Here is an 18,661-nt window from a genome sequence, read left to right as displayed (position 1 = left end):
TCTTGGCACGCACACGCACACCCGTCGTGAACGGGTGGTTCACCGAGGACGGTCCGGACGGCGGCTTCCGGCTGCTCGGCACCCGCTGCTCTGCCTGTACCGCGGTGTTCTTCCCGCGCGAGGACGCGTACTGCCGCAATCCACACTGCACGGGGGACGGCGACCTGTCGGAGGTGCCGCTGTCCCCGCGGGGCCGGGTCTGGTCCTGCACCGACGGGCGCTACCGGCCGCCCGCGCCGTACGTGTCCGACCCCGGCGCGCCCTGGGAGCCGTACACCCTGGTCGCGGTGGAGCTGGAGGCCGAGGGGATGGTCGTGCTGGGGCAGGCGGTGCCCGGGGTGGGGGTCGCCGATCTGGCGGTCGGGACGGAGGTCGAGGTGGTGGGCGGCGTGCTGAACGAGGACGCCGAAACCGTCTGGACCACCTGGCGGTTCAAGCCGGTGGGAGGGGCCGCGTGAGCGCCGACATCGCCGTCCTCGGGGCCGGAATGCACCCCTGGGGCAAATGGGGCCGCAGCTTCGTCGAATACGGCCGGACCGCCGCGCGGGCGGCGCTCGCGGACGCCGGACTGGACTGGACGGACGTGCAGTCGATCGTCGGCGCCGACACCGTGCGCTCGGGGTACCCGGGCTACGTGGCCGGTGCCACCTTCGCGCAGGCCCTCGGCTGGCAGGGCGCACGGGTGACCAGCGTGTACGCGGCCTGCGCGTCCGGGGCGCAGGCGATCGGCGCGGCCCGCGCGCAGATCCTGGCGGGCCTGGCCGACGTGGTCCTCGTGGTGGGTGCGGACGCGGCGCCCAAGGGGTTCTTCGCCCCGGCGGGCGGCGACCGGCCGGACGATCCGGACTGGCTGCGGTTCCGCGTGCTCGGCGCCACCAACCCGGCGTACTTCGCGCTGTACGCCCGGCGCCGGATGGCCGTCCACGGGGACACTCCGGAGGACTTCGCCCAGGTCAAGGTGAAGAACGCGGCGGCCGGGGTGCTCAACCCGTACGCCCGCTACCGCAAGAGCGTGAGCGCCGAGGAGGTCGCGGCCTCCGCGGTCGTCGCGGATCCGCTCCGGCTGCTCGACATCTGCGCCACCTCCGACGGGGGCGCGGCGCTGGTGCTGAGCAGCATGGACTTCGCGCGGTCGCGCGGGGTGGCCGATCCGGTGCGGATCCGGGCGGTGTCCACCGTGACTCCCACCTATCCGCGGACGGTGCTGGACCTGCCGGACATCGCGACCGACTCGGCGGTGGCCGTGGATCCGGCGGCCGGATCCTTCCGGGCGTCGATCGCGCGCGCCGCGTACGAGGAGGCGGGGCTGGGGCCGGACGAGCTCTCGCTCGCCGAGGTGTACGACCTGTCCACCGCCCTCGAACTGGAGTGGTACGAGGACATCGGGCTGTGCGGGGAGGGCGAGGGGGCGAAGCTCGTCCGGGAGGGGGCGACCGCGCTGGGCGGCCGGATCCCGGTCAACACCAGTGGCGGGCTGGCCTCCTTCGGGGAGGCGGTGCCGGCGCAGGCCATCGCGCAGGTGTGCGAGCTGACGTGGCAGCTGCGCGGTACGGCGGGGGACCGGCAGGTGCCGGGGGCGAGGGCCGGGATCACGGCCAATCAGGGGCTGTTCGGGCATGGATCGGCCGTCGTCGCCGTGCGCTGAACAGGTCGTGTTGTCCGAACGCTTGACGGCCCCCTGCGGCAGGTTCACACTCGCTCCACAGTCCCGCGCCGCGACCGGGACCCCGAACCCCCCGTGAGAGCTGCGGCCCGTACCCCAGTCGGCGGGGGTACGGGTCGCCTCCATGTCGGGCCCGTCGTGCGGACGCCCTTCCGAGCTCCACGTGCGGACACCCTTCGGACCTCTCGTTCGGGCGCCGCGCCGGCCCCTGTGCGGGCCGCCCGTCAGGCCCCCGCGGACAGGCTCCGGCGCCGCTCGCGCGCCAGGGACATCGCGTGTTCCACGACCCCCACCAGCACGTCCTTCACTGACTCCCGGTCCCGTGCGTCGCACAGCAGCACCGGTACCCCGGGGTCGAGGTCGAGTGCCGTCCGTACGGTCACCACGGGGTGCCGGTCGGCGCCGTCGAAGCAGTTGACCGCGACCACGAACGGGATCCCGCGCCGCTCGAAGTAGTCGACGGCCGCGAAGCAGTCGGCGAGGCGGCGGGTGTCGGCGAGGACCACGGCGCCGAGCGCGCCCTGGGCCAGCTCGTCCCACAGGAACCAGAAGCGGTCCTGTCCGGGCGTGCCGAACAGGTACAGCACCAGGTCCTCGCGGAGCGTGATGCGCCCGAAGTCCATGGCCACGGTCGTGGTGCTCTTGCCCTCCACTCCCCCGGTGTCGTCGACACCGGAGCCCGGCTCGGAGAGCCGCTCCTCGGTCCGCAGCGGTCTGATCTCGCTCACCGCACTCACCAGGGTGGTCTTGCCCACCCCGAAGCCGCCCGCGACCAGGATCTTCAAGGTCAGCGGTTCGACCGGCGACACCGCGTGCATGGCACCGGTGCGGCTAAAGCGCCCGAAGGCCATCGATCACCTCACGCAGAATGGATTCATCGGGCAGTTCGGCCGGTGGTACCGGCCTGGTCACATGGACCAGTTCCTCGTCGACCAGGTCGCCGATGAGGACGCGTACGACCCCGACCGCGAGGTCGAGGTCGGCCGCGAGTTCGGCGACCGACTGCGGCCGGCCCCGGCACAGCCCGAGGATGTGGGCGTGTTCCGGGGAGAGGGTCATGTCCCAGACCGGATCGTCGGCCGCCGCTTCGGCGACGACGAGCGCGATCAGGTCGAGGCGGTGCTGACCCGCATGGCTGGTCCGGCCGCGGGTCATGGCGTACGGGCGTACGACGGGACCCGCGTCGTCGTCGAACCAGTGCGCGTGGTCGGGGCCGTCGGCCGACGGGTCGACGGGGAAGCCGATGCCGGCGGCGACGTGGGTGTCGGTGGAGTGGTCCTGGCCTGAATCGCTCATGCCGTACGACTCACCCTCCGGCTGGCAGCCCGGTGCGCGGGGCGGTCGCCAGGTGGTCGCCCACTCGCTTGACCATCAGCGTCATCTCGTACGCGACCTGCCCGACGTCGGAGTCCGCGTCGGCCAGCACGGCCAGGCAGCTGCCGTCGCCCGCGGCCATGACGAAGAGGAAGGCCTCGTCGAGTTCGACCACGGTCTGGCGGACCCGGCCGGAGTCGAAGTGCCGGCCGACGCCCTTGGCCAGGCTGTGGAAACCGGAGGCCACGGCCGCGAGGTGCTCACTGTCCTCGCGGGTCAGGTCCTTGGAGCTGCCGGTGGGCAGGCCGTCGCCGGAGAGGACCACCGCCTTGCGGATGGAGCCGACCCGGTCGACGAGCTCGTCGAGGAGCCAGTTGAGCGGGCCGGAGCCGCGGCCCCTGGTGTCGTTGCCGGTCTGCGGTGCGGTCATCGACCGTCCCCTTCGTTCTCGTATCCGGGACCGCCGGCGGCGGATGTGCCTGCCTCGGTCTCGGACTGCTGCGGTGCGTGCTGGTTGCGGCCCGCCGTCCAGCCTCGCTGGAGTGCGGACATGCGCGTACGTACGTCTTCCGCGTCGCGGTCGGCCCCCTGGTCGGTGGGAGCCTCGGCGGGTGCGGCGGACAGGGTCTTCTTGAGCTGGGGTGCCAGGCTGGCCTGGCGGACCCGGCGGGGCAGCCCGCCGGTGCCCGGGCCGGGTGCGGGGTCCGTGTCACCGGATCCGGCCGCCGGGGCGGAGGCGGGCTGCGGGACCACCGACACCGGGCGCTCCACCCGGCGGCCGTGGTCGGCGACCAGGGTCGGGGCGGGGCGGCGGCGCGGCAGGGGTACGGCTCCCGGGGCGCGGGGGGCGTCGGGTCGCGAGGCCTCCACGCGCTGGGTCTCCAGCCGGACGGGCCCGGTGGGGGCGAGCGATTCGCGGTCGCGGTCGTTCTTGCGGGCACCGCCCCGCTCGGCGTGCCGGTCGGTGTGCGGCCGGTCCGCCGGGCGCAGGCCCAGCAGGGCGCTGCGGGGGGTGCCGTTCGGCGGGGTCTCGTCGTCGAGGGTGGCCATGACGGGGCGGCCGGCGGCGCCGTTGCGGCCGGAGATCCCGGCGGTGGCGTCGTTCAGGACGGCGGGGTCGTCGAGGCCGTCCAGCGGGTCCAGGCCGCGGCCCACGAGCGGGGCCTCCAGCTCGACCGGGCCGCGCAGTTCGGCGGCGGGCAGCGGGCGGCCGGACGGGGCGCGCTCCACGGCGGCGGGCGCGGGCCGCTCGGCCGCCGTGCGACCGGCGTGGCCGGCCTTCGCGGGCGAGGCGGCCCGTACGGGCTGGGCGGCGGCCCGGTCGCCTTCGAGGCGCACGCCGTTGCCGTTGGTCTCGGGGGCATCGGTGAGCAGGGCCACGGGGAGGAAGACCACCGCGGTGGTGCCCCCGTACGGGCTGGGCTGGAGGACGACCTTGACGCTGTGGCGCTGCGCGAGGCGGCTGACGACGAACAGGCCGAGGCGGTCGGTGTCGGAGAGTTCGAACTCGGGGGTCTCGGCGAGCCGGAGGTTCGCGTCGAGCAGGGCCTCCGGGGTCATGCCGAGGCCGCGGTCGTGGATCTCCAGGGTGAAGCCGTTGGCCACGCGCTCGCCGTGCACCTGGACGGCGGTGTGCGGCGGGGAGAACACCGTGGCGTTCTCCAGGAGTTCGGCGATGAGGTGGGTGATGTCGGCGACGGCGGGGCCGACGATGCCCAGGCGCGTGAGGCGGCGCACCTCTATTCGCTCGTAGTCCTCGACCTCGGCGACGGCGGCCCGCACGACGTCCATCAGCTGGACGGGCTTGCGCCACTGGCGGGAGGGCGCGGCGCCGGAGAGGATCACGAGGCCTTCGGCGTGGCGGCGCATGCGGGTGGTCATGTGGTCGAGGCGGAAGAGGTCGGCGAGCTCCTCGGTGTCCTCGGTACGGCGTTCCATGGTGTCGAGGAGGGTCAGCTGGCGGTGCAGCAGCACCTGGTTGCGGCGGGCCAGGTTGACGAACACCTCGGAGACACCGCGCCGCAGGTCGGCCTGCTTGACGGCGGCCTCGACCGCGGCGCGCTGGAGGGTGTTGAGGGCCTGGCCGACCTGGCCGACCTCGTCCTTCTCGTATTCGAGGTGGGGCGCCTCGGTCTCCACGTCCACCTGCTCGCCGGCGGCGAGGCGGCGCATCACGCTGGGCAGCCGGACGCCGGAGGCCTCGTGGGCCTCCTTGCGCAGCCGGGACAGGTCGCGGACGAGGTCGCGGCCGATGCGCACGGAGAGGACCAGGGACACGATGAGGGCGAGGAAGCCGAGCACACCGGCGGCCGCGGCCTGGATCATGACGTCCATGGCGACGGGTTCGATGCGCTGCTGGTAGCGGTCGCCCGCGGCCGTGTTCATGGCTGCCAGGTCCTCGAGGACCTTGGCGGCGGCCTCGTCCCACTGGGCGGGGGTGACGCTGCGCGGCTTGTTGACCGCGCCGCCTGCGATGAACCGTTCCTCGGCGTCGCGCAGGGTCTTGGTCTGGGCGTCCTTCCAGTACAGCTCGAAGCGTTCCCGGTCGTCGGCGGGGAGGGTCACGAGGTTGAACTCGTAGAGCAGCGTGCGGTTCGCGGCGTAGTCGGAGACGTGGCGCACGTCGGGCGCGGTGACGTTGCGCGCGGCGAGGGCGGAGGCGACGACGGCGTCCTCGCGGGAGAACAGCTCGCGGGCGCGGCTGATGCCGACGAGGGCGCGGCCCTCCTTGTCGACCTCGACGTTGTCCAGGCCGTGGAGGTTCATGAGGAAGTCGTAGCAGGGGTCGACCAGCCGGTTGTAGAGCTCCAGGGCCTGGGTGGGGTCCAGGGCGTTCTGGTCGACGGAGCGGCGCATGGCGCCGATGCCCTGGAAGGCGCCGACGATGGAGCGCAGGCGCTGGGCGCTCTGCGAGCTCAGCTCGTCGATGACCTTGGCGTCGCGTGCGCTGACGCTGATCTGCTCGACGGCCGCGTCGGTTTCGGCACGGCGCTTGGTGAGTTCGGCGGTGGCCGTGGCGGCCCGCGGGTCGCCGAGGACGACGAGGGTCTGGCGCCGTTCCTTCTGGATGACGCGGACGAAGTCCTCGACGGGGTAGCCGACCTTGTCGATCACGTAGGCCACGTCGAAGAGTTGGATCGCCTGACGGCCGGTGATGACCGTGGCGAAGCCCCAGAGGGCGGTCAGGGAGACGAGCGGCACAAGGAGCAACGCCACGATCTTCCGGCGGATGGACTTCCCGCGAAAGCGCATGGCCTCCCCAGCCTCCCCCAGGTCAACCCCGTTACCGGGGGTCGGTGTTCCGTCATTTAAACGGCGTGAGCCTACTACTGCTCCGGAGTAGGTTCGAAGGCGTGTCCGGACGTTTTCGGCCGGACCCCCAAAGGAAGATCACCAGTTGTCCGACACTTCCGGTCAAGAGCGGCCCGATATGTGGCAGATGACACTTGGTGGGGCGTCAGTTCCTGCAACCTGATGGATGGCTGGAATTGTTCGTTCCGCGATCATCTGGGCGCGTGAAGGCATCCGCGATCCGGGAATCTCTCGATGCCGCCGGACGTCTGTCTGTTCGAGGGCCACGTCGGGGGTAGACGTGGTGGGTAGGCATGGCGGACCGCGGCGTGGGGAGTGAGCGGACCATGAGCAGTGACGAGCGCGGCGGGGCGGGTGCGGGCACGTACGCCGGAGCGGCGGGGCGGGGGCTGTGGGTGGAGGAGCCGGCCCGCCGGCGCCGGATGCCCGATCCGGTACGGAGCTCCGCGGTGCGGGCGGTGCTGATCGTGGCCGTGACCCTGACCCAGGCGGCGATCACGTTCTTCCTGACCCTGACCGGCTCCTGGCTGGCCCTGCCGATGGCGCTCGGCGCGATAGCGGGGACGATCGTGGCCACCTGGGGCGTGCTGGACGTGTTGATCACCCGGCAGATGTGGAACCAGCGGTACGGGGTCCTCTCGCAGCCGAGCAGCACGGCGCGCAGCCGCCGCCGTGAGGCCCGCAGGGCCGCCCGCGAGGCCGCCCCGGGCCGAATACCCCGGGACGACGGCCCCCTGACGGCCTTCGGCCGCTCCACGGCCCCCTGACGGCGGCCGGGCCCCGCCCTCCGGCGAACGGGGTCCGGTACAGCGGGCCGGAGCCCGTGAGGCGCCCCGGCGCCGGGCGGTGCGGGGCGCGCGTCAGGAAGCGACGCCGCTGCGGCGGAACATCCGGGTGGCGGTGATCTCGCCGTGAATGGTCTCCTCCTCCGGGGACTGCTGCGGCAGGCCCGGACGCAGGTGTTCCTCGACGCTGATGTACTTCAGGCCCGCCCGCAGGTCCGCGTCGTTGCGCAGCCGGATCACCAGCGGGAACTCGGCGAGGGCCGTGGTGTCGAACAGGCCCGTCGTGTAGAGCAGCTGGACGCCGAGCGCGTCGGAGACGGCCCGCTGGAGCTCCAGCAGGTACGTGGCGTTCGCGCGGCCGATCGGGTTGTCGAGGAACAGCGTGCCCGCGTGACGGTGCTTGTCGCGGCCGCGGTCGTTGCTGCGCAGCGCCGCCATCGTGCAGTAGAGGGCGATCGCGGCGGTGAGCAGCTGCCCGCCGGAGAAGACGTCCCCCATCTGGCCGACGGGGACGCGTTCGGCGCGCAGCACCGCGTCCGGCTTGAGGATCTCCACGGAGATGCCCTTGGGTTCGAGGGCCGCCTGGACGCCCCTCAGCAGCAGGGACATGCCGTCGCGGCGGCCCTCGCCGAAGGAGGCGGTGCTGTTCTTCTTCACGGCCGCGCGGGTGGCCTCGTCGATGACCTCGCCGAGCCGTTCCGTGAGCGTGGCCTGGTCCGGCTCCTCGAAGCGGATCCGGAGGAACTCCTGGCCCGACCATTCGCCCAGGCCCTCCGGCAGCTGGGAGAGGCGCTGCGCGGAGCGGAGCGTGGCCAGGGCCGATTCGACGAGCCCGCGCAGGCGGTCGACGATGCTGTCGCGGTTGCGCTCCAGCTGCGCCAGTTCGTCGGTGAGGACGCGCAGCCGGGGCGCGAAGGCCGCCGCCCAGGCCGCCGCGTGCTCGGGCAGGGCCGCGGCGGGCAGTTCCCGGATCTGCTGGCGCGCAGGGGTGCGTACCTGCTCGTAGCGGGTGGCGTTGGCGTGCCGGACCAGGATGTCGCTCGCCTCGCGCACCGCGGACTCGGCGGCCGAGAGGTCGGCCGCGCAGCCGCGCAGGGAGCGGCGGGCCTCGGTGGCCGACTGGCGGGCCTCCTCCAGGGTGCCCGGGTGGGGCACCGGCTCCTGCTCGTCCTCGGCGTGTGCGTGGTCGCGCAGGAGGTCGCGCAGCAGGGCCGCGGTCTCGTCGAAGCCGCCGGCGCCGTCCTCGGCGGTGCGGTGGGCGCGCAGCAGGTCCGCGTGGGCGGCGCGGGCGCTCTCCACGGCCGCGGTGTGGGCGGCGAGCTGGGCGGTGGCGGTACGGAGCAGGGCCTGGGCCTGTTCGACGTCCTCGGGGACCAGTTCCTCGGGCAGTTCGGTGTGCGCCTCGCCCTCGGCGGGGGCGTGCCGCTCGGCCTCGCCGCGCAGCCGGCCGAGCTGCTCGCTGGCCGTGGACGCGCGGGTCTCCAGCATCTGCACGAGGGACTCGGCGCGGGCGGCGGCGGCCTGCCGGGAGGGGCCGTCGGCGCCGTCGGTGCCTTCGAGGAGCTGGGCGGCGCGGGTGCGGACCTTGTTGGTGAGGCGGTCGAGTTCGGCGAGGGCGGCGCTCTCGTCGCTCTCGGCACGGGCCTGTTCGGCGCGCAGGTCGGCGCCGACGCCCACCTTCTCGTAGAGCTGGGAGGCCGCGCGGTAGGCCTCGCGGAGGTCCGGGAGGGGGACCCGCGGGCCGTCCCCGTCCGCGTCGGGCAGCTGGTCGGGGGCGCCGGCGATCTCGGCGCGTTCGGCGCGCAGGGCGCGGGCGGTGCGGCGGGCGTCGTCGGCCGCGCGCTGGGCGGCGCGGCGGTCCTCGTCGGCGGCGCGGGCCCGGTCCAGGCAGACCTCGGCGCGGGCCTCGGACTCGGCGGCCTCGTCGGCGAGCTCGCGGAGCCTGGCCTGCCAGCCGGCCCGCTCGCGCAGGCGGAAGGCGAGGCCGGCGAGGGCGTCGGCGACGCGGCGGGCGCGCTGGGCGGTGTCCTGGCGCTCCTCGCGGACGCGGGCGGCGTCGGAGGCGGCCTCGTCGGCCTCGGCGCGTACGGTACGGGCCTCCGCGAGCTCGGCGTCGGTCTCCTCGGCGAACGACCGTGCGGCCGCGGCCTGTTCGGCGAGTTCGGCGAGGCGGCCGGGCGGGCAGCCGGTGCGCCAGGAGGTGAGGCGGGCGGCGAGCTCGCGGTCACCGGAGAGACGGGCCGCGAGTTCGCGGATCTCGGTGTCGCGGGCGCCGGCGCGGGTGCGCAGGGCCTGGCGCTCCTCGTCGGCGGCGTGCTCGTCGTGCATGGCCGGGTTCGGCGGGACGAGGAACACCGCGGTGTCGGTGTCGGCCGCGGGCGGTACGGGAGCCAGCAGGGCGGCGGCGGTCCCGACGGCGACGGTGGAGCGGGGCAGCAGGGCGGCGCCGGAGAGGACCTCGCGGGCCCGGGTGTGGGTGTCGGGGTCGGTGATGACGACGCCGTCGACGAGTTCGGGGCGGGCCGAGAGGACGGCGGCGTGGTCGGCGGGGTCCACGGACTGGGCGAGGTAGCGCCAGCCGGGCAGGGCCGGAATGCCGTGCTCGCCGAGGTACTCGACGGTGGCGAGGACGTCGGGGCCGGGCGGCAGCAGGCCGCCGTCGCCGAGGGCGCCGAGGATCCGGGAGTCGTCGGCGGCGGCGGTGCGCAGCTCGAAGAGCTGGCGTTCGGCCGCGGCGACCCCGTCGGTGAGCAGGGTGCGCAGGTCGTCGGCGTTGCGGTCGAGGTCGGCGACGGTCAGCCCGTCGGCGGCCGCGGGGTGGCCGGGCTCGGGGGTGTCGGAGCCGGTGCCCGCGCCGGCCGGCGTACCGCTGCGCGGGCGCGGGAAGGCCGGGGCCTGGGTGGCGGGCAGGCCCAGCAGCTCGGCGAGGCGCGGGGCCGCGGCGAGGGAGGCCGCCGCCCGGTACTCGGCGTCGTGGGCGGCCTCGGCGGCCTCGGCGGCGTCCGCCGCACGGGCGGCGGTGAGCTCGGCGCGGGATTCGGCGGCGGCGGCCTCGCGGGCGGCTTCGGCGGCCGCGCGGGCGGCCTCCCGGGCCTCGTCCCAGGCGGCCACGGCGGTCTTCTCGGCGTCGGTGGCGGCGAGGGCCGCGCGCGCCGGGTCGGCGTCGGGGGCGGAGTCGTCGAGCCAGCCGGCGCGGACGGCCTCGGCGGTCTCCTGCTGGACCTCGGCGAGGCGCGAGCGGAGGTGCTCGGCCTCGCTGCGGGCCCGCTGGGCGGCCGTGGCGGCGGCGGTGGCGTCGCGGTGGGAGTCCTCGCCGGTGGCCTGGAGGGCGGCGGAACGCTCCTCCTCCTCGTTGGCGAGCCGCTCGCCGTGCTCGGCGGCGGTGTGCAGGGCCCGTACGAGCTCGCCTGCGGCCGTGGCGCGGGCGGCCAGCGCGGGGGCGGCGTCCCGCTCGGCCTCCAGGATCGCGGCGGCGACGCGGGCGGAGCGGTCGGCGGCGGCGCGGTGACGCAGCACGATCTCGGCGGCCTGCCAGGCGGAGTGCAGCGTGCGGGCTTCGAGGAGCTCGCGGCGCTGCGCGGCGGCGGCCTTGTCGGCGACGGTCAGGGCCAGCGAGGCGTGCCGGTAGGCGAGTTCGGCGGAGACGGCGGCGGTGCGGGCGCGCGCCGAGTCGGCGGCGGTGACCTGGTGGGCGGCTGCGGTGACCTGCTGGGCGAGGTCGGCGGCGCGGCCGCGTTCCTCGGCGGCGCGGGCGGAGAGCCGCCGGGCGAGGGTGCGGGTACGGCGTTCCGCGCCCGCGTGGACGTCGCGCAGCCGGGAGCGGGTCCCGGCGGCCTCGACGATCCTGGTCAGCAGGTCCACCGAGCCGGCGGTGAAGTCGCGTTCGGCCATGAGTTCGGCGCGGCGGCCGAGCTTGTTGCCGAAGCCGTGGACGAGGTCGGCGAGGCCGTCGGTGTCGCGGGTGTCGGTGACGGCGCGCAGCAGGAGGTCGGTGAAGTCGGAGTCCTTCTTCACCGCGAAGAGGCCGGCCGCCTCGCCCTCGTCGGCGTTCATCTCGCGCTGGTAGCGGAAGAGTTCGGGGTCGAGGCCGAGTTCGGTGAGGTGCTCGTTCCAGCGGTCGTGGATCTCCTCGAAGTACACCTCGAGGTGCGGGTAGGCCTTGCCGGCCTCGGTGAGGGCGTCGCGGAAGCCCTTCATGGTGCGGCGGCGGCCCTGGGCACCGGAGGCGCCTTCGGCGGGCGCGCGCACGGCGGTGGCCTCGGCGACGGGCAGGTTGTCCAGGCCGAGGCCCGGGCCGGGGCGGAAGGAGTACCAGGCCTCGGCGAACTTGCGGGGGTCGTTGGAGACCTGGCGGCCGCGCCATTCGCTGACCTTGCCGACGACCACGCACTCGCCGGTCTGGGTGTGCTGCCACTCCAGGGCCACGTGGCCGCAGTCGTCGGCGAGCAGGAACTTGCGCAGGACGCCGGAGCTCGCGCCGCCGAGGGTGTTGCGGTGGCCGGGCAGCATCACCGAGAAGATCAGCTTGAGGAGGACGGACTTGCCGCCGCCGTTCTCCAGGAAGAGCACGCCGGCGGGCGCGGGACGGCGCGGCGGGCCGGTGGGCTCGTCCTCGAAGAACTCCGCCTGGGCCGGCGCCGGGTGGGGCACCGGCTCGCCGACTCCGCGCAGGTCGAGCACGGTGTCGGCGTAGCGCGCGCCGGCAGGCCCGATGGAGTAGAGGCGGATCCGGGACAGCTCGTACATGGCGGCGGACTCTCGTGGTGTCTGGTGACTCAGGGCGTACGGAGGACGGGTGGCTCAGGCGTGGAACGGGAGCCCGGCGTCGGCGGCCAGGTCCAGGTCGTCGCCCTCGGGCGGCGGCAGGAGGGTGGCGGAGCCGTCGGTGACGGGGACCACGCCGAGTTCCAGGAGTTCGGCCATGGCCGCACTGCCCGCCATGTCGCGGACCTGGAGCTGGTAGCGGGGGGTGGTGCGGTAGGTGCCGCCGGACTCGTCGCCGGTGCGCTGCAGGAAACCGGAATCGGTGAGGAAGGCGGCGGCCTTGCCGACGATGCCGGTGGTGGAGCCGGCCAGGCGGCGGGCGTCCTTGGTGGCGCCGGTCGCGCTGCGGCGGGCGTAGACGCGCCAGGCGGCCTCCAGGCCGGGGGCGTCGGTGGCCGGGTCGGTGTTCTCCCCGAGCTCCTCGGCGCGTTCCTCCAGGCGGCGGCAGGTCTGCCGGACGAAGGAGTCGACGCCGTTGACGGTGATGCGGCCGATGTAGCCGTCGTCGGCGAGGTCCTCGGGGCGGGGGAAGGCGAGGGCGGCGACGGCGAGGTGGGCCAGGCCGTGCAGGAAGCGGTCGGCGGAGTCGGCGGCGGTGCGGCGGGCGTAGTCGCCCATCCGCACGGCGAAGACGGAGTCCTCGCCGGCGGCCACGGCCATGCCCGCGCGCGGGGACACCTCCAGGACGACGAGGCCGAGGCCGGTGGCGACGGCGTCGGCGAGGCGGCCGAAGCCGGGGTCCTCGCGGTAGCGGCGGAGCAGCTCGGCGTACTCGGCGTCACGGGCGGGGAGCAGCTTGGGCTGCAGCCCGAAGGCGACGAGCCGGGCCGCGTCGGCGGCATCCGCCGGGGTCACCGGGGCGGCGCCCTGCGCCGGCGCGGCCGTGACCGGCTGCACGGGCTCGCTCCACGCGGTGGGCTCGGCGTGGTGGTCGCTCACGGGTACGTCTCCTCGGCGGTGCGGATGGTGCGGGTGGTGCGGGTGGTGCGAGCCCGATTCAGCCTCGCCGGCGTTTGAGCAGGGGGCACCTCCCAGCGGTAGCTGGGGGAGGGTCCGGGCAGAGCCCGGTGCCCGGCGGAGCCGGGTTTCCTGGGGCTCCGCCCCAGACCCCGCTCCTCAAACGCCGGAGGGGCTGAATGGCGAGCCGGAGGGGCTGAATCGGGAGTCGGCGAGGCTGAAATCGGGGCGGTGGTCATGAGGACTCCGCGCGGTCGGCGGCCATGCCGGCCGCGTCGAGGAGGGCCGTGCCGACGATGAGGTCGGCGCCGCCGAACTCGGGGTCGTCGAGCTGCGTGCCGTCGTCCACGGCGAAGAGCAGCCGCTCCTCCCCCTGCCGGTACGCCGTGCCGACGGCCGGGCTCGCCGCGTGGACGGCCAGCAGGGCCACCAGGTACGGCAGGTCCGCATCGCTGCGCCGGGCCTGCGCGAGGAGCCCGGACAGCCGCCGCGGTGCGTCGTGCGGGAGGTCCAGGAGCTGCTTCGCAGCGGCGAGCTGCTCCTCGCTGAAGCGGCTGTCGTCCGGGGTGGCGATGAGGTCCGGTTCGGGCATCTCCGCGCCGAGGTGCTCGCGCTCCACGGGCGGGGTGAGCAGGATCTCGACCAGGTCGGCCACGCGCACCGAGACGGGCGTGCGCAGTCCCGCGCCGGAGGCGAAGAAGGCGTCGGTCACCCGGCGCGCCTGCTCCACCGGCAGCGGCAGGATCGGGGCGACGAGCTGGCCGTACAGGTCGATGCCGGAGCGCGGCGCCGGGGCGGCGAAGGCCTGGCGGTCCTGCTCGGCGCGGAACAGCGGGCCCGCGTCCAGCAGCCGGGACTGGAGCTGGGTGTGGCGGCGGATGCAGTCCTTGACGATGTCGACGAGCTCGGCTGCCCGGCGCTTGCTCTCCGGCTCCTCGGCCTCGTCGCGCGCCTTGCGGATGTTGGTCAGGATCGCGTTCTCGTGCCGGTAGCGGTCGGCGACGTGGTCGAGGGCCTCGGCGATCATGTCGGGCACGGCCTGCAGCCAGTCCACCGCGCGGACGTTGCGCCGGGTCGCGTCCAGCGTGCGGCGCAGGGTCTCGGCGTACTGGACGGTCCGGTAGCGGGCCTGCTCGGCGGCCAGCTGGGCGTCCGCCAGCCGCCCGCGGCTGATCAGCACCTCCAGCTTGACCTCGGCGGCGATCTGGGCGCTGGTGACGTCGGTGTCGAGGGCGCCGACCAGGACGTTGACGGCCTCGTCGGTGGTGCGCAGGTAGACGGCGCCGCCGTAGCCCGGGACCTCCTCGATCAGCTTGAAGTCGTAGTCCCGGCGCACGTAGACCCCGTCGGGGCCGAAGGTGCCATAGATCGCACGGAAGCCGCGGTCGACGCTGCCGACGTTGATCAGGTTCTCCAGCACCCAGCGGGCCACCCGCTCATGCTCGGACGCCGGGCGGGACGGGGCCTGGGCCGCGACGCGCGGCAGCAGCCTGGCCACTATCTGCTCGTGGTCGGCGCCCGTGTCGAAGTCCATGTTGAGCGTGACCAGGTCGATCGCGGCCAGCGCGACCTCCGCCATCGCGTAGACCCCGTACTCGCCGGCCAGATTGGCCTTGCGTACGTCGAGGTCGTGCAGCGGGGCGGTGCAGGCGAGGGCGCGCAGCCGCCGGGCCAGGCCCTCGTCGGCGGCCGGGCCCGGCGCCGGGGACGGGAGGGTCTTCGCCGGGGCTGGGAGAGTCACGGACAAAGACTAGGCGCTGTTGCTGACAACATCCCAAACGGCATGGTTCGGCCGGATCGTCCCCGGCCGAACCGTCGGACGCCTGCTCTACGCTCAGCGCATGGATTCCATGATCGCATCCGCTGCCGTGGTCGACCTCAACGCCGACCTCGGCGAGGGATTCGGGCGCTGGACGCTCACCGACGACGAGGCCCTGCTCTCCGTCGTCACGAGCGCCAACGTGGCCTGCGGTTTCCACGCCGGGGACCCGTCCATCATGCGCCGGGTCTGCGAACGGGCCGCGGAGCGGGGCGTACGGATCGGCGCGCAGGTCTCCTACCGCGACCTGGCCGGCTTCGGACGGCGTGCGATGGACGTGCCGGCCGGCGAGCTGGCGGACGAGGTGGCGTACCAGATCGGCGCGCTGGAGGTGTTCGCGCGGGCGGCCGGCGCCCGGGTGTCGTACGTGAAACCGCACGGAGCGCTCTACAACCGGACCGTGCACGACGGCGACCAGGCCGCCGCCGTGGTCGCGGGCGTCCGGCTGGCCGCCGGTTCCGGTGCCACCGGGGGCCTGCCCGTCCTGGGGCTGCCCGGATCGCTCCTGCTCGCCGCCGCCGAGGGGGCCGGGCTGGCCGCCGTACCGGAGGCCTTCGCCGACCGCGCCTACACGCCCACCGGGACGCTCGTACCGCGCACCGAGCCGGGAGCCGTGCTGCACGATCCGGACGCGGTGGTGGCGCGGGCCGTGCGGATGGCCGTCGAGGGAACGGTCGCGGCTGCCGACGGATCGCCGGTCCCGGTGGCCGCGCGCTCGCTGTGCCTGCACGGGGACACCCCGGGCGCGGCCGTGCTCGCGCGGCGGGTCCGGGAGGCGCTGGGCGCGGCCGGCGTCCGCGTGGAGGCCTTCGCGTGAGGCCCCTCGTGGTGGGCGGCGAGGCGCTGCTGATCGAGCTGGACTCGGCCGCGGAGGTGGCCGCGCTCCACGCCGAGCTGCTGCGCCGCCGGGACGCGGGCGAGCTGGGCCCCGTACGGGACCTGGTGCCAGCGGCGCGGACCGTGCTGCTGGACGGCGTACGGGACCCGGCGGCGCTCGGTGCCCGGATCGCGCGGTGGGAGGTGCCGCCGCTGGCGGAGGCGGAGGGGCCGCTGGTGACCGTCCCGGTGCGGTACGACGGCCCGGACCTGGGGGAGGTGGCCCGGCTGTGGGGGGTCGCCCCGCGCGAGGTGCCGGGGATCGTCGGCGCGACCGTGTTCCGGGTCGCCTTCTGCGGTTTCGCGCCGGGCTTCGGCTACCTGACGGGGCTGCCGGAACGGTTCCACGTCCCCCGCCGCGACACGCCCCGTACGGCCGTCCCGGCGGGCTCGCTGGCGCTGGCCGGCGCGTACGCGGGGGTGTACCCGCGCCCCTCCCCCGGCGGCTGGCAGCTGATCGGCTCCACGGACGCGGTGCTCTGGGACCCGGAGCGGGAACCGGCGGCACTGTTCGCGCCGGGGGTCCGGGTGCGGTTCACGGAGGCGGGCCGTGACTGAGCTGCTGGTGGTGCGGCCGGGCGCGCTGACGACGGTCCAGGACCGGGGGCGCCCGGGATACGCGCACCTGGGCGTCCCGCGCTCGGGGGCGCTGGACACGGCGGCGTACGCGCTGGCCAACCGGCTGCTCGGCAACCCGGCGGGCGCGGCCGCGCTGGAGACGACCCTGGACGGGACCGGGCTGCGGGCGCTCGCCGCGACGGTCGTGGCGGTCACGGGCGCCCCCTGTTCCGTACGGATCTCCGGTCGCCCGGCGGCCTGGGGAACGGCGGTCCGGCTGCCGGCCGGGGCGGAGCTGGAGGTGGGCCCGGCGGAATCGGGGCTGCGCAGCTACGTCGCGGTACGGGGAGGCCTGGCCGTCCCGCCGGTCCTCGGCAGCCGCTCGGCGGACCTGCTGTCGGGCCTGGGGCCGGCCGTCCTGTCGGCCGGGATGCGGCTGCCGGTGGGCCCCGCCGGGCCGGATCCGGTGCCCGGGGCGGACCTCTGCGCCCTGCCCGGGCCGCCCGCGGAACTCCTGCTCCCGCTCCGCCCGGGACCGCGCGCGGACTGGTTCGCGCCGGCTTCGCTGGCCGGGCTGTGGCGGGCGGAGTTCCGGGTGTCGGCGAGGTCCAACCGGATCGGCCTGCGCACGGAGGCGGGCCCGCCGCTGGTCCGCGCCCGGCCCGGGGAGCTGCCGAGCGAGGGCATGGTGCTGGGCGCGGTCCAGGTCCCGCCGGACGGCCTGCCGGTGGTGTTCCTGGCCGACCACCCGGTGACGGGCGGCTACCCGGTGGTGGGCGTGGTCCCGCCGGGCCCGGCCCTGGACGCGGCGGCGCAGGCCCGGCCGGGGACTCCCGTGCGGTTCCTGCGGTCCCGGTGAAACGTTTTCGGGGGCTCCGGCCAAGTACGGAGTGAGGGGGCCGACCGGGTCCCCGACGCAGGGGAGGAACCAGGGTGCGCAGCCCAGGACAGAAGACCGGGCCACCGGATCTCACCACGCACGACGGGTTCGGCGCGTTCTACGAGGAGCACATCGACGCCGTGCTCGGCTTCGTCACCCGCCGGGTCGCCGACCCGCACCTGGCGGCGGACCTGACGGCGGACATCTTCCTCGCGGCGATGGGCTCGGCCTCCGGCTATCGGCCCCACAGGGGGGCGCCGATCGCCTGGTTGTTCGGGATAGCACGCAACGTCCTGTCGGGCCACGCCCGCGGACTCGCCCGCGAGAGCGGCGCCCTGGCGCGGCTGAGCGGCCGCCGCCTCCTGGAGGACGAGGACGTCGCCGCCCTGGAGGAACGCATCGACGCCCAGCGGGCCTTCAGGTCCCTCGCCGAGCGCCACGCCTCGCTCTCCGAGCCGCTGCGCGCCGCCCTCGACCTCGTGGTCATCGACGAACTCACCCCGGCCGAGGCCGCGCAGGCCCTCGGGGTCACCCAGGCGACCGTCCGCGTCCGCCTGCACCGGGCCCGCCGCGCGCTGCGCGGGACCGGGCCCGCCGCCGTCACCGAACCGCAGTTGGAGGCAGCCCGATGAGCACCAGGCCCAGCGGGTTCGAGGACCGGCTCAAGGCGGCGCTGCTGGCCCGCCTCCCGGAGGAGGCCCCGGCCCCGGCTCCCGCCCGCTCCTTCGCCCGCCGCTACGGCATCCCGCTCGCGGTGGGAGTCGCCACGGCCGTCGTCGTCGCCGTGATGGTCGTACCCGGCAGCACCCGCAACGGCTCGCTGCCCGCCGGCGGTCCCACCGGCTCGCCGAGCCCCTCGGCCACGGACGCGCCCGAGATCAAGAAGGACCCGGACGGCTCGCTCCGGTTCAAGCTGCCCGAACAGCACCAGGTTCCGGCCCTCGTGGACCGGCTGAAGGAGCTGGGGGTCCAGGTCGCGCTGGTCCCGAAGCGGCCGCGGTCCCAGTGCTCCGAGCTCGGTGGCGGTGGCCGCGGTCCGCAGGCCGACCCCGAGGCCGAGATCCTGCAGCACAGCGATGACGACTTCGTCCTCAAGGTCAACGCGAAGACGGTCCCACCGGGCCACACGCTGATCTTCCCGTGGGCGGACTACTACCCGCTGGGTGAACACGGGATCGGCTTCGGCGTGGTCGAGACGGCCAAGGTCCCGTCCTGCTCGATCGACTTCTCCGAGGGCCTGGAAGAAGCCCTGAAGGCGCGCTCGGAGCCCCCGAAGGACCCCGGCAGGACCATCGAGGTCGACGTTCCCGCGCCGGAGGGGCTGGCCGCACTGGTCCAGAGCCTTCAGGCCCAGGGGGTCAGCGTCGCGGTGATCGAGAAGAAGCCCGCGTCGGAGTGCACGCACCTGGGGGGCGGCTACCGGGGCCCGCAGGCCGACCACGAGGCCGAGGTGTCCGTCGGGACGACGACACCCCGGTTGCGGATCAACTCGAAGACGGTCCCTCCGGGGTACACCCTCGTGCTCACCAAGCCGGCGAGGCCGTCGAGCCCTTACGCGAAGGTCGGGTACGGCGTGAAGGAGACGTCCAAGGTCACGCCCTGCGAGATCGACTCCTCGTCGACCGGCGAGGAATGGGCCGAGGCGCAGGCCAGGCTCAGGGAACTGCAGGGCGGTCCCCAGCTCCCTCCGGCACCGCCCGCCGCGTCCTCGCGATGAGCCCCCCGCCCCGGCC

15 protein-coding genes are annotated in these 18,661 nt (G+C 75.0%); 8 read left to right on the top strand and 7 right to left on the bottom strand.

Annotation, left to right across the window (positions count from 1 at the left end):
- The first annotated feature begins 2 nt into the window (after positions 1–2).
- Positions 3–458: a Zn-ribbon domain-containing OB-fold protein gene (locus ACIPYQ_RS28055; RefSeq protein WP_401256348.1), complete on the top strand. Its 456-nt coding sequence runs from the start codon at positions 3–5 to the stop codon at positions 456–458.
- Entirely contained in the window at positions 455–1,645 is a 1,191-nt protein-coding gene (locus ACIPYQ_RS28050) for a lipid-transfer protein (RefSeq protein WP_361769312.1), read from the top strand. Before ACIPYQ_RS28055 ends, ACIPYQ_RS28050 begins: the two co-directional genes overlap by 4 nt.
- A 242-nt stretch (positions 1,646–1,887) precedes the next feature.
- Here the strand turns inward: ACIPYQ_RS28050 and ACIPYQ_RS28045 are convergent, their stop codons facing one another.
- The 4 genes from ACIPYQ_RS28045 to ACIPYQ_RS28030 are packed head-to-tail and all read right to left on the bottom strand — an operon-like array spanning position 1,888 to position 6,229.
- Positions 1,888–2,514, bottom strand: coding sequence for a GTP-binding protein (locus ACIPYQ_RS28045; protein ID WP_401256345.1), 627 nt, complete (start codon positions 2,512–2,514; stop codon positions 1,888–1,890).
- Positions 2,495–2,959 carry a DUF742 domain-containing protein gene (locus ACIPYQ_RS28040; RefSeq protein WP_361769310.1) on the bottom strand — a complete coding sequence of 155 codons (465 nt, stop codon included), beginning with the start codon at positions 2,957–2,959 and terminating at the stop codon, positions 2,495–2,497. The genes ACIPYQ_RS28045 and ACIPYQ_RS28040 overlap by 20 nt, the downstream gene beginning before the upstream one ends.
- A gap of 10 nt (positions 2,960–2,969) precedes the next feature.
- Positions 2,970–3,407: a roadblock/LC7 domain-containing protein gene (locus ACIPYQ_RS28035; protein WP_030016314.1), complete on the bottom strand. Its 438-nt coding sequence runs from the start codon at positions 3,405–3,407 to the stop codon at positions 2,970–2,972.
- Positions 3,404–6,229 (bottom strand): nitrate- and nitrite sensing domain-containing protein, encoded by a 2,826-nt coding sequence (locus ACIPYQ_RS28030; protein ID WP_401256341.1) that lies wholly within the window; start codon positions 6,227–6,229, stop codon positions 3,404–3,406. Before ACIPYQ_RS28030 ends, ACIPYQ_RS28035 begins: the two co-directional genes overlap by 4 nt.
- A gap of 386 nt (positions 6,230–6,615) precedes the next feature.
- Here ACIPYQ_RS28030 and ACIPYQ_RS28025 point away from each other — a divergent pair, with 386 nt between their 5' ends.
- Positions 6,616–7,056, top strand: a complete 441-nt coding sequence (locus ACIPYQ_RS28025; protein WP_401256338.1) for a hypothetical protein — start codon at positions 6,616–6,618, stop codon at positions 7,054–7,056.
- A 93-nt stretch (positions 7,057–7,149) separates the two neighbouring features.
- On the opposite strand, the gene ACIPYQ_RS28020 is transcribed toward ACIPYQ_RS28025, so the two are convergent.
- From ACIPYQ_RS28020 to ACIPYQ_RS28010, 3 genes are all read right to left on the bottom strand, one after another.
- The gene (locus ACIPYQ_RS28020; protein ID WP_401256337.1) at positions 7,150–11,820 is read right to left on the bottom strand and encodes a hypothetical protein; all 4,671 of its coding nucleotides are present in this window, start codon (positions 11,818–11,820) and stop codon (positions 7,150–7,152) included.
- 54 nt (positions 11,821–11,874) lie between these two features.
- Positions 11,875–12,777 (bottom strand): hypothetical protein, encoded by a 903-nt coding sequence (locus ACIPYQ_RS28015; protein ID WP_401256334.1) that lies wholly within the window; start codon positions 12,775–12,777, stop codon positions 11,875–11,877.
- A gap of 253 nt (positions 12,778–13,030) precedes the next feature.
- Positions 13,031–14,536 (bottom strand): hypothetical protein, encoded by a 1,506-nt coding sequence (locus ACIPYQ_RS28010; RefSeq protein ID WP_401256331.1) that lies wholly within the window; start codon positions 14,534–14,536, stop codon positions 13,031–13,033.
- A gap of 127 nt (positions 14,537–14,663) precedes the next feature.
- Here ACIPYQ_RS28010 and ACIPYQ_RS28005 point away from each other — a divergent pair, with 127 nt between their 5' ends.
- The 5 genes from ACIPYQ_RS28005 (at position 14,664) to ACIPYQ_RS27985 (ending at position 18,645) form a co-directional block, all read left to right on the top strand.
- Positions 14,664–15,431, top strand: a complete 768-nt coding sequence (locus tag ACIPYQ_RS28005; RefSeq protein WP_401256384.1) for a LamB/YcsF family protein — start codon at positions 14,664–14,666, stop codon at positions 15,429–15,431.
- Positions 15,428–16,048: an allophanate hydrolase subunit 1 gene (locus tag ACIPYQ_RS28000; RefSeq protein ID WP_401256328.1), complete on the top strand. Its 621-nt coding sequence runs from the start codon at positions 15,428–15,430 to the stop codon at positions 16,046–16,048. The genes ACIPYQ_RS28005 and ACIPYQ_RS28000 overlap by 4 nt, the downstream gene beginning before the upstream one ends.
- Positions 16,041–16,907, top strand: a complete 867-nt coding sequence (locus ACIPYQ_RS27995) for a biotin-dependent carboxyltransferase family protein (RefSeq protein WP_401256325.1) — start codon at positions 16,041–16,043, stop codon at positions 16,905–16,907. The genes ACIPYQ_RS28000 and ACIPYQ_RS27995 overlap by 8 nt, the downstream gene beginning before the upstream one ends.
- Before the next feature lie 74 nt (positions 16,908–16,981).
- Positions 16,982–17,560 carry an RNA polymerase sigma factor gene (locus ACIPYQ_RS27990; RefSeq protein WP_401256322.1) on the top strand — a complete coding sequence of 193 codons (579 nt, stop codon included), beginning with the start codon at positions 16,982–16,984 and terminating at the stop codon, positions 17,558–17,560.
- Positions 17,557–18,645, top strand: coding sequence for a hypothetical protein (locus tag ACIPYQ_RS27985; RefSeq protein WP_401256319.1), 1,089 nt, complete (start codon positions 17,557–17,559; stop codon positions 18,643–18,645). The genes ACIPYQ_RS27990 and ACIPYQ_RS27985 overlap by 4 nt, the downstream gene beginning before the upstream one ends.
- The last annotated feature ends 16 nt before the right edge of the window (positions 18,646–18,661 follow it).

The organism is Streptomyces sp. NPDC090045 (assembly GCF_044747975.1).
Classification (GTDB): Bacteria; Actinomycetota; Actinomycetes; order Streptomycetales; family Streptomycetaceae; genus Streptomyces.
The sequence above is the reverse complement of the archived record's forward strand: the minus strand, read 5'-3'. Positions and strand labels throughout refer to the sequence as shown.

Bases quoted from the DNA above. Each gene is read 5' to 3' on its own strand.
- ACIPYQ_RS28040 (WP_361769310.1), bottom strand. From the start codon at position 2,959: ATGAGCGATTCAGGCCAGGACCACTCCACCGACACCCACGTCGCCGCC.
- ACIPYQ_RS28030 (WP_401256341.1), bottom strand. From the start codon at position 6,229: ATGCGCTTTCGCGGGAAGTCCATCCGCCGGAAGATCGTGGCGTTGCTC.
- ACIPYQ_RS28025 (WP_401256338.1), top strand. From the start codon at position 6,616: ATGAGCAGTGACGAGCGCGGCGGGGCGGGTGCGGGCACGTACGCCGGA.
- ACIPYQ_RS28045 (WP_401256345.1), bottom strand. From the start codon at position 2,514: ATGGCCTTCGGGCGCTTTAGCCGCACCGGTGCCATGCACGCGGTGTCG.
- ACIPYQ_RS27985 (WP_401256319.1), top strand. From the start codon at position 17,557: ATGAGCACCAGGCCCAGCGGGTTCGAGGACCGGCTCAAGGCGGCGCTG.
- ACIPYQ_RS28035 (WP_030016314.1), bottom strand. From the start codon at position 3,407: ATGACCGCACCGCAGACCGGCAACGACACCAGGGGCCGCGGCTCCGGC.
- ACIPYQ_RS28020 (WP_401256337.1), bottom strand. From the start codon at position 11,820: ATGTACGAGCTGTCCCGGATCCGCCTCTACTCCATCGGGCCTGCCGGC.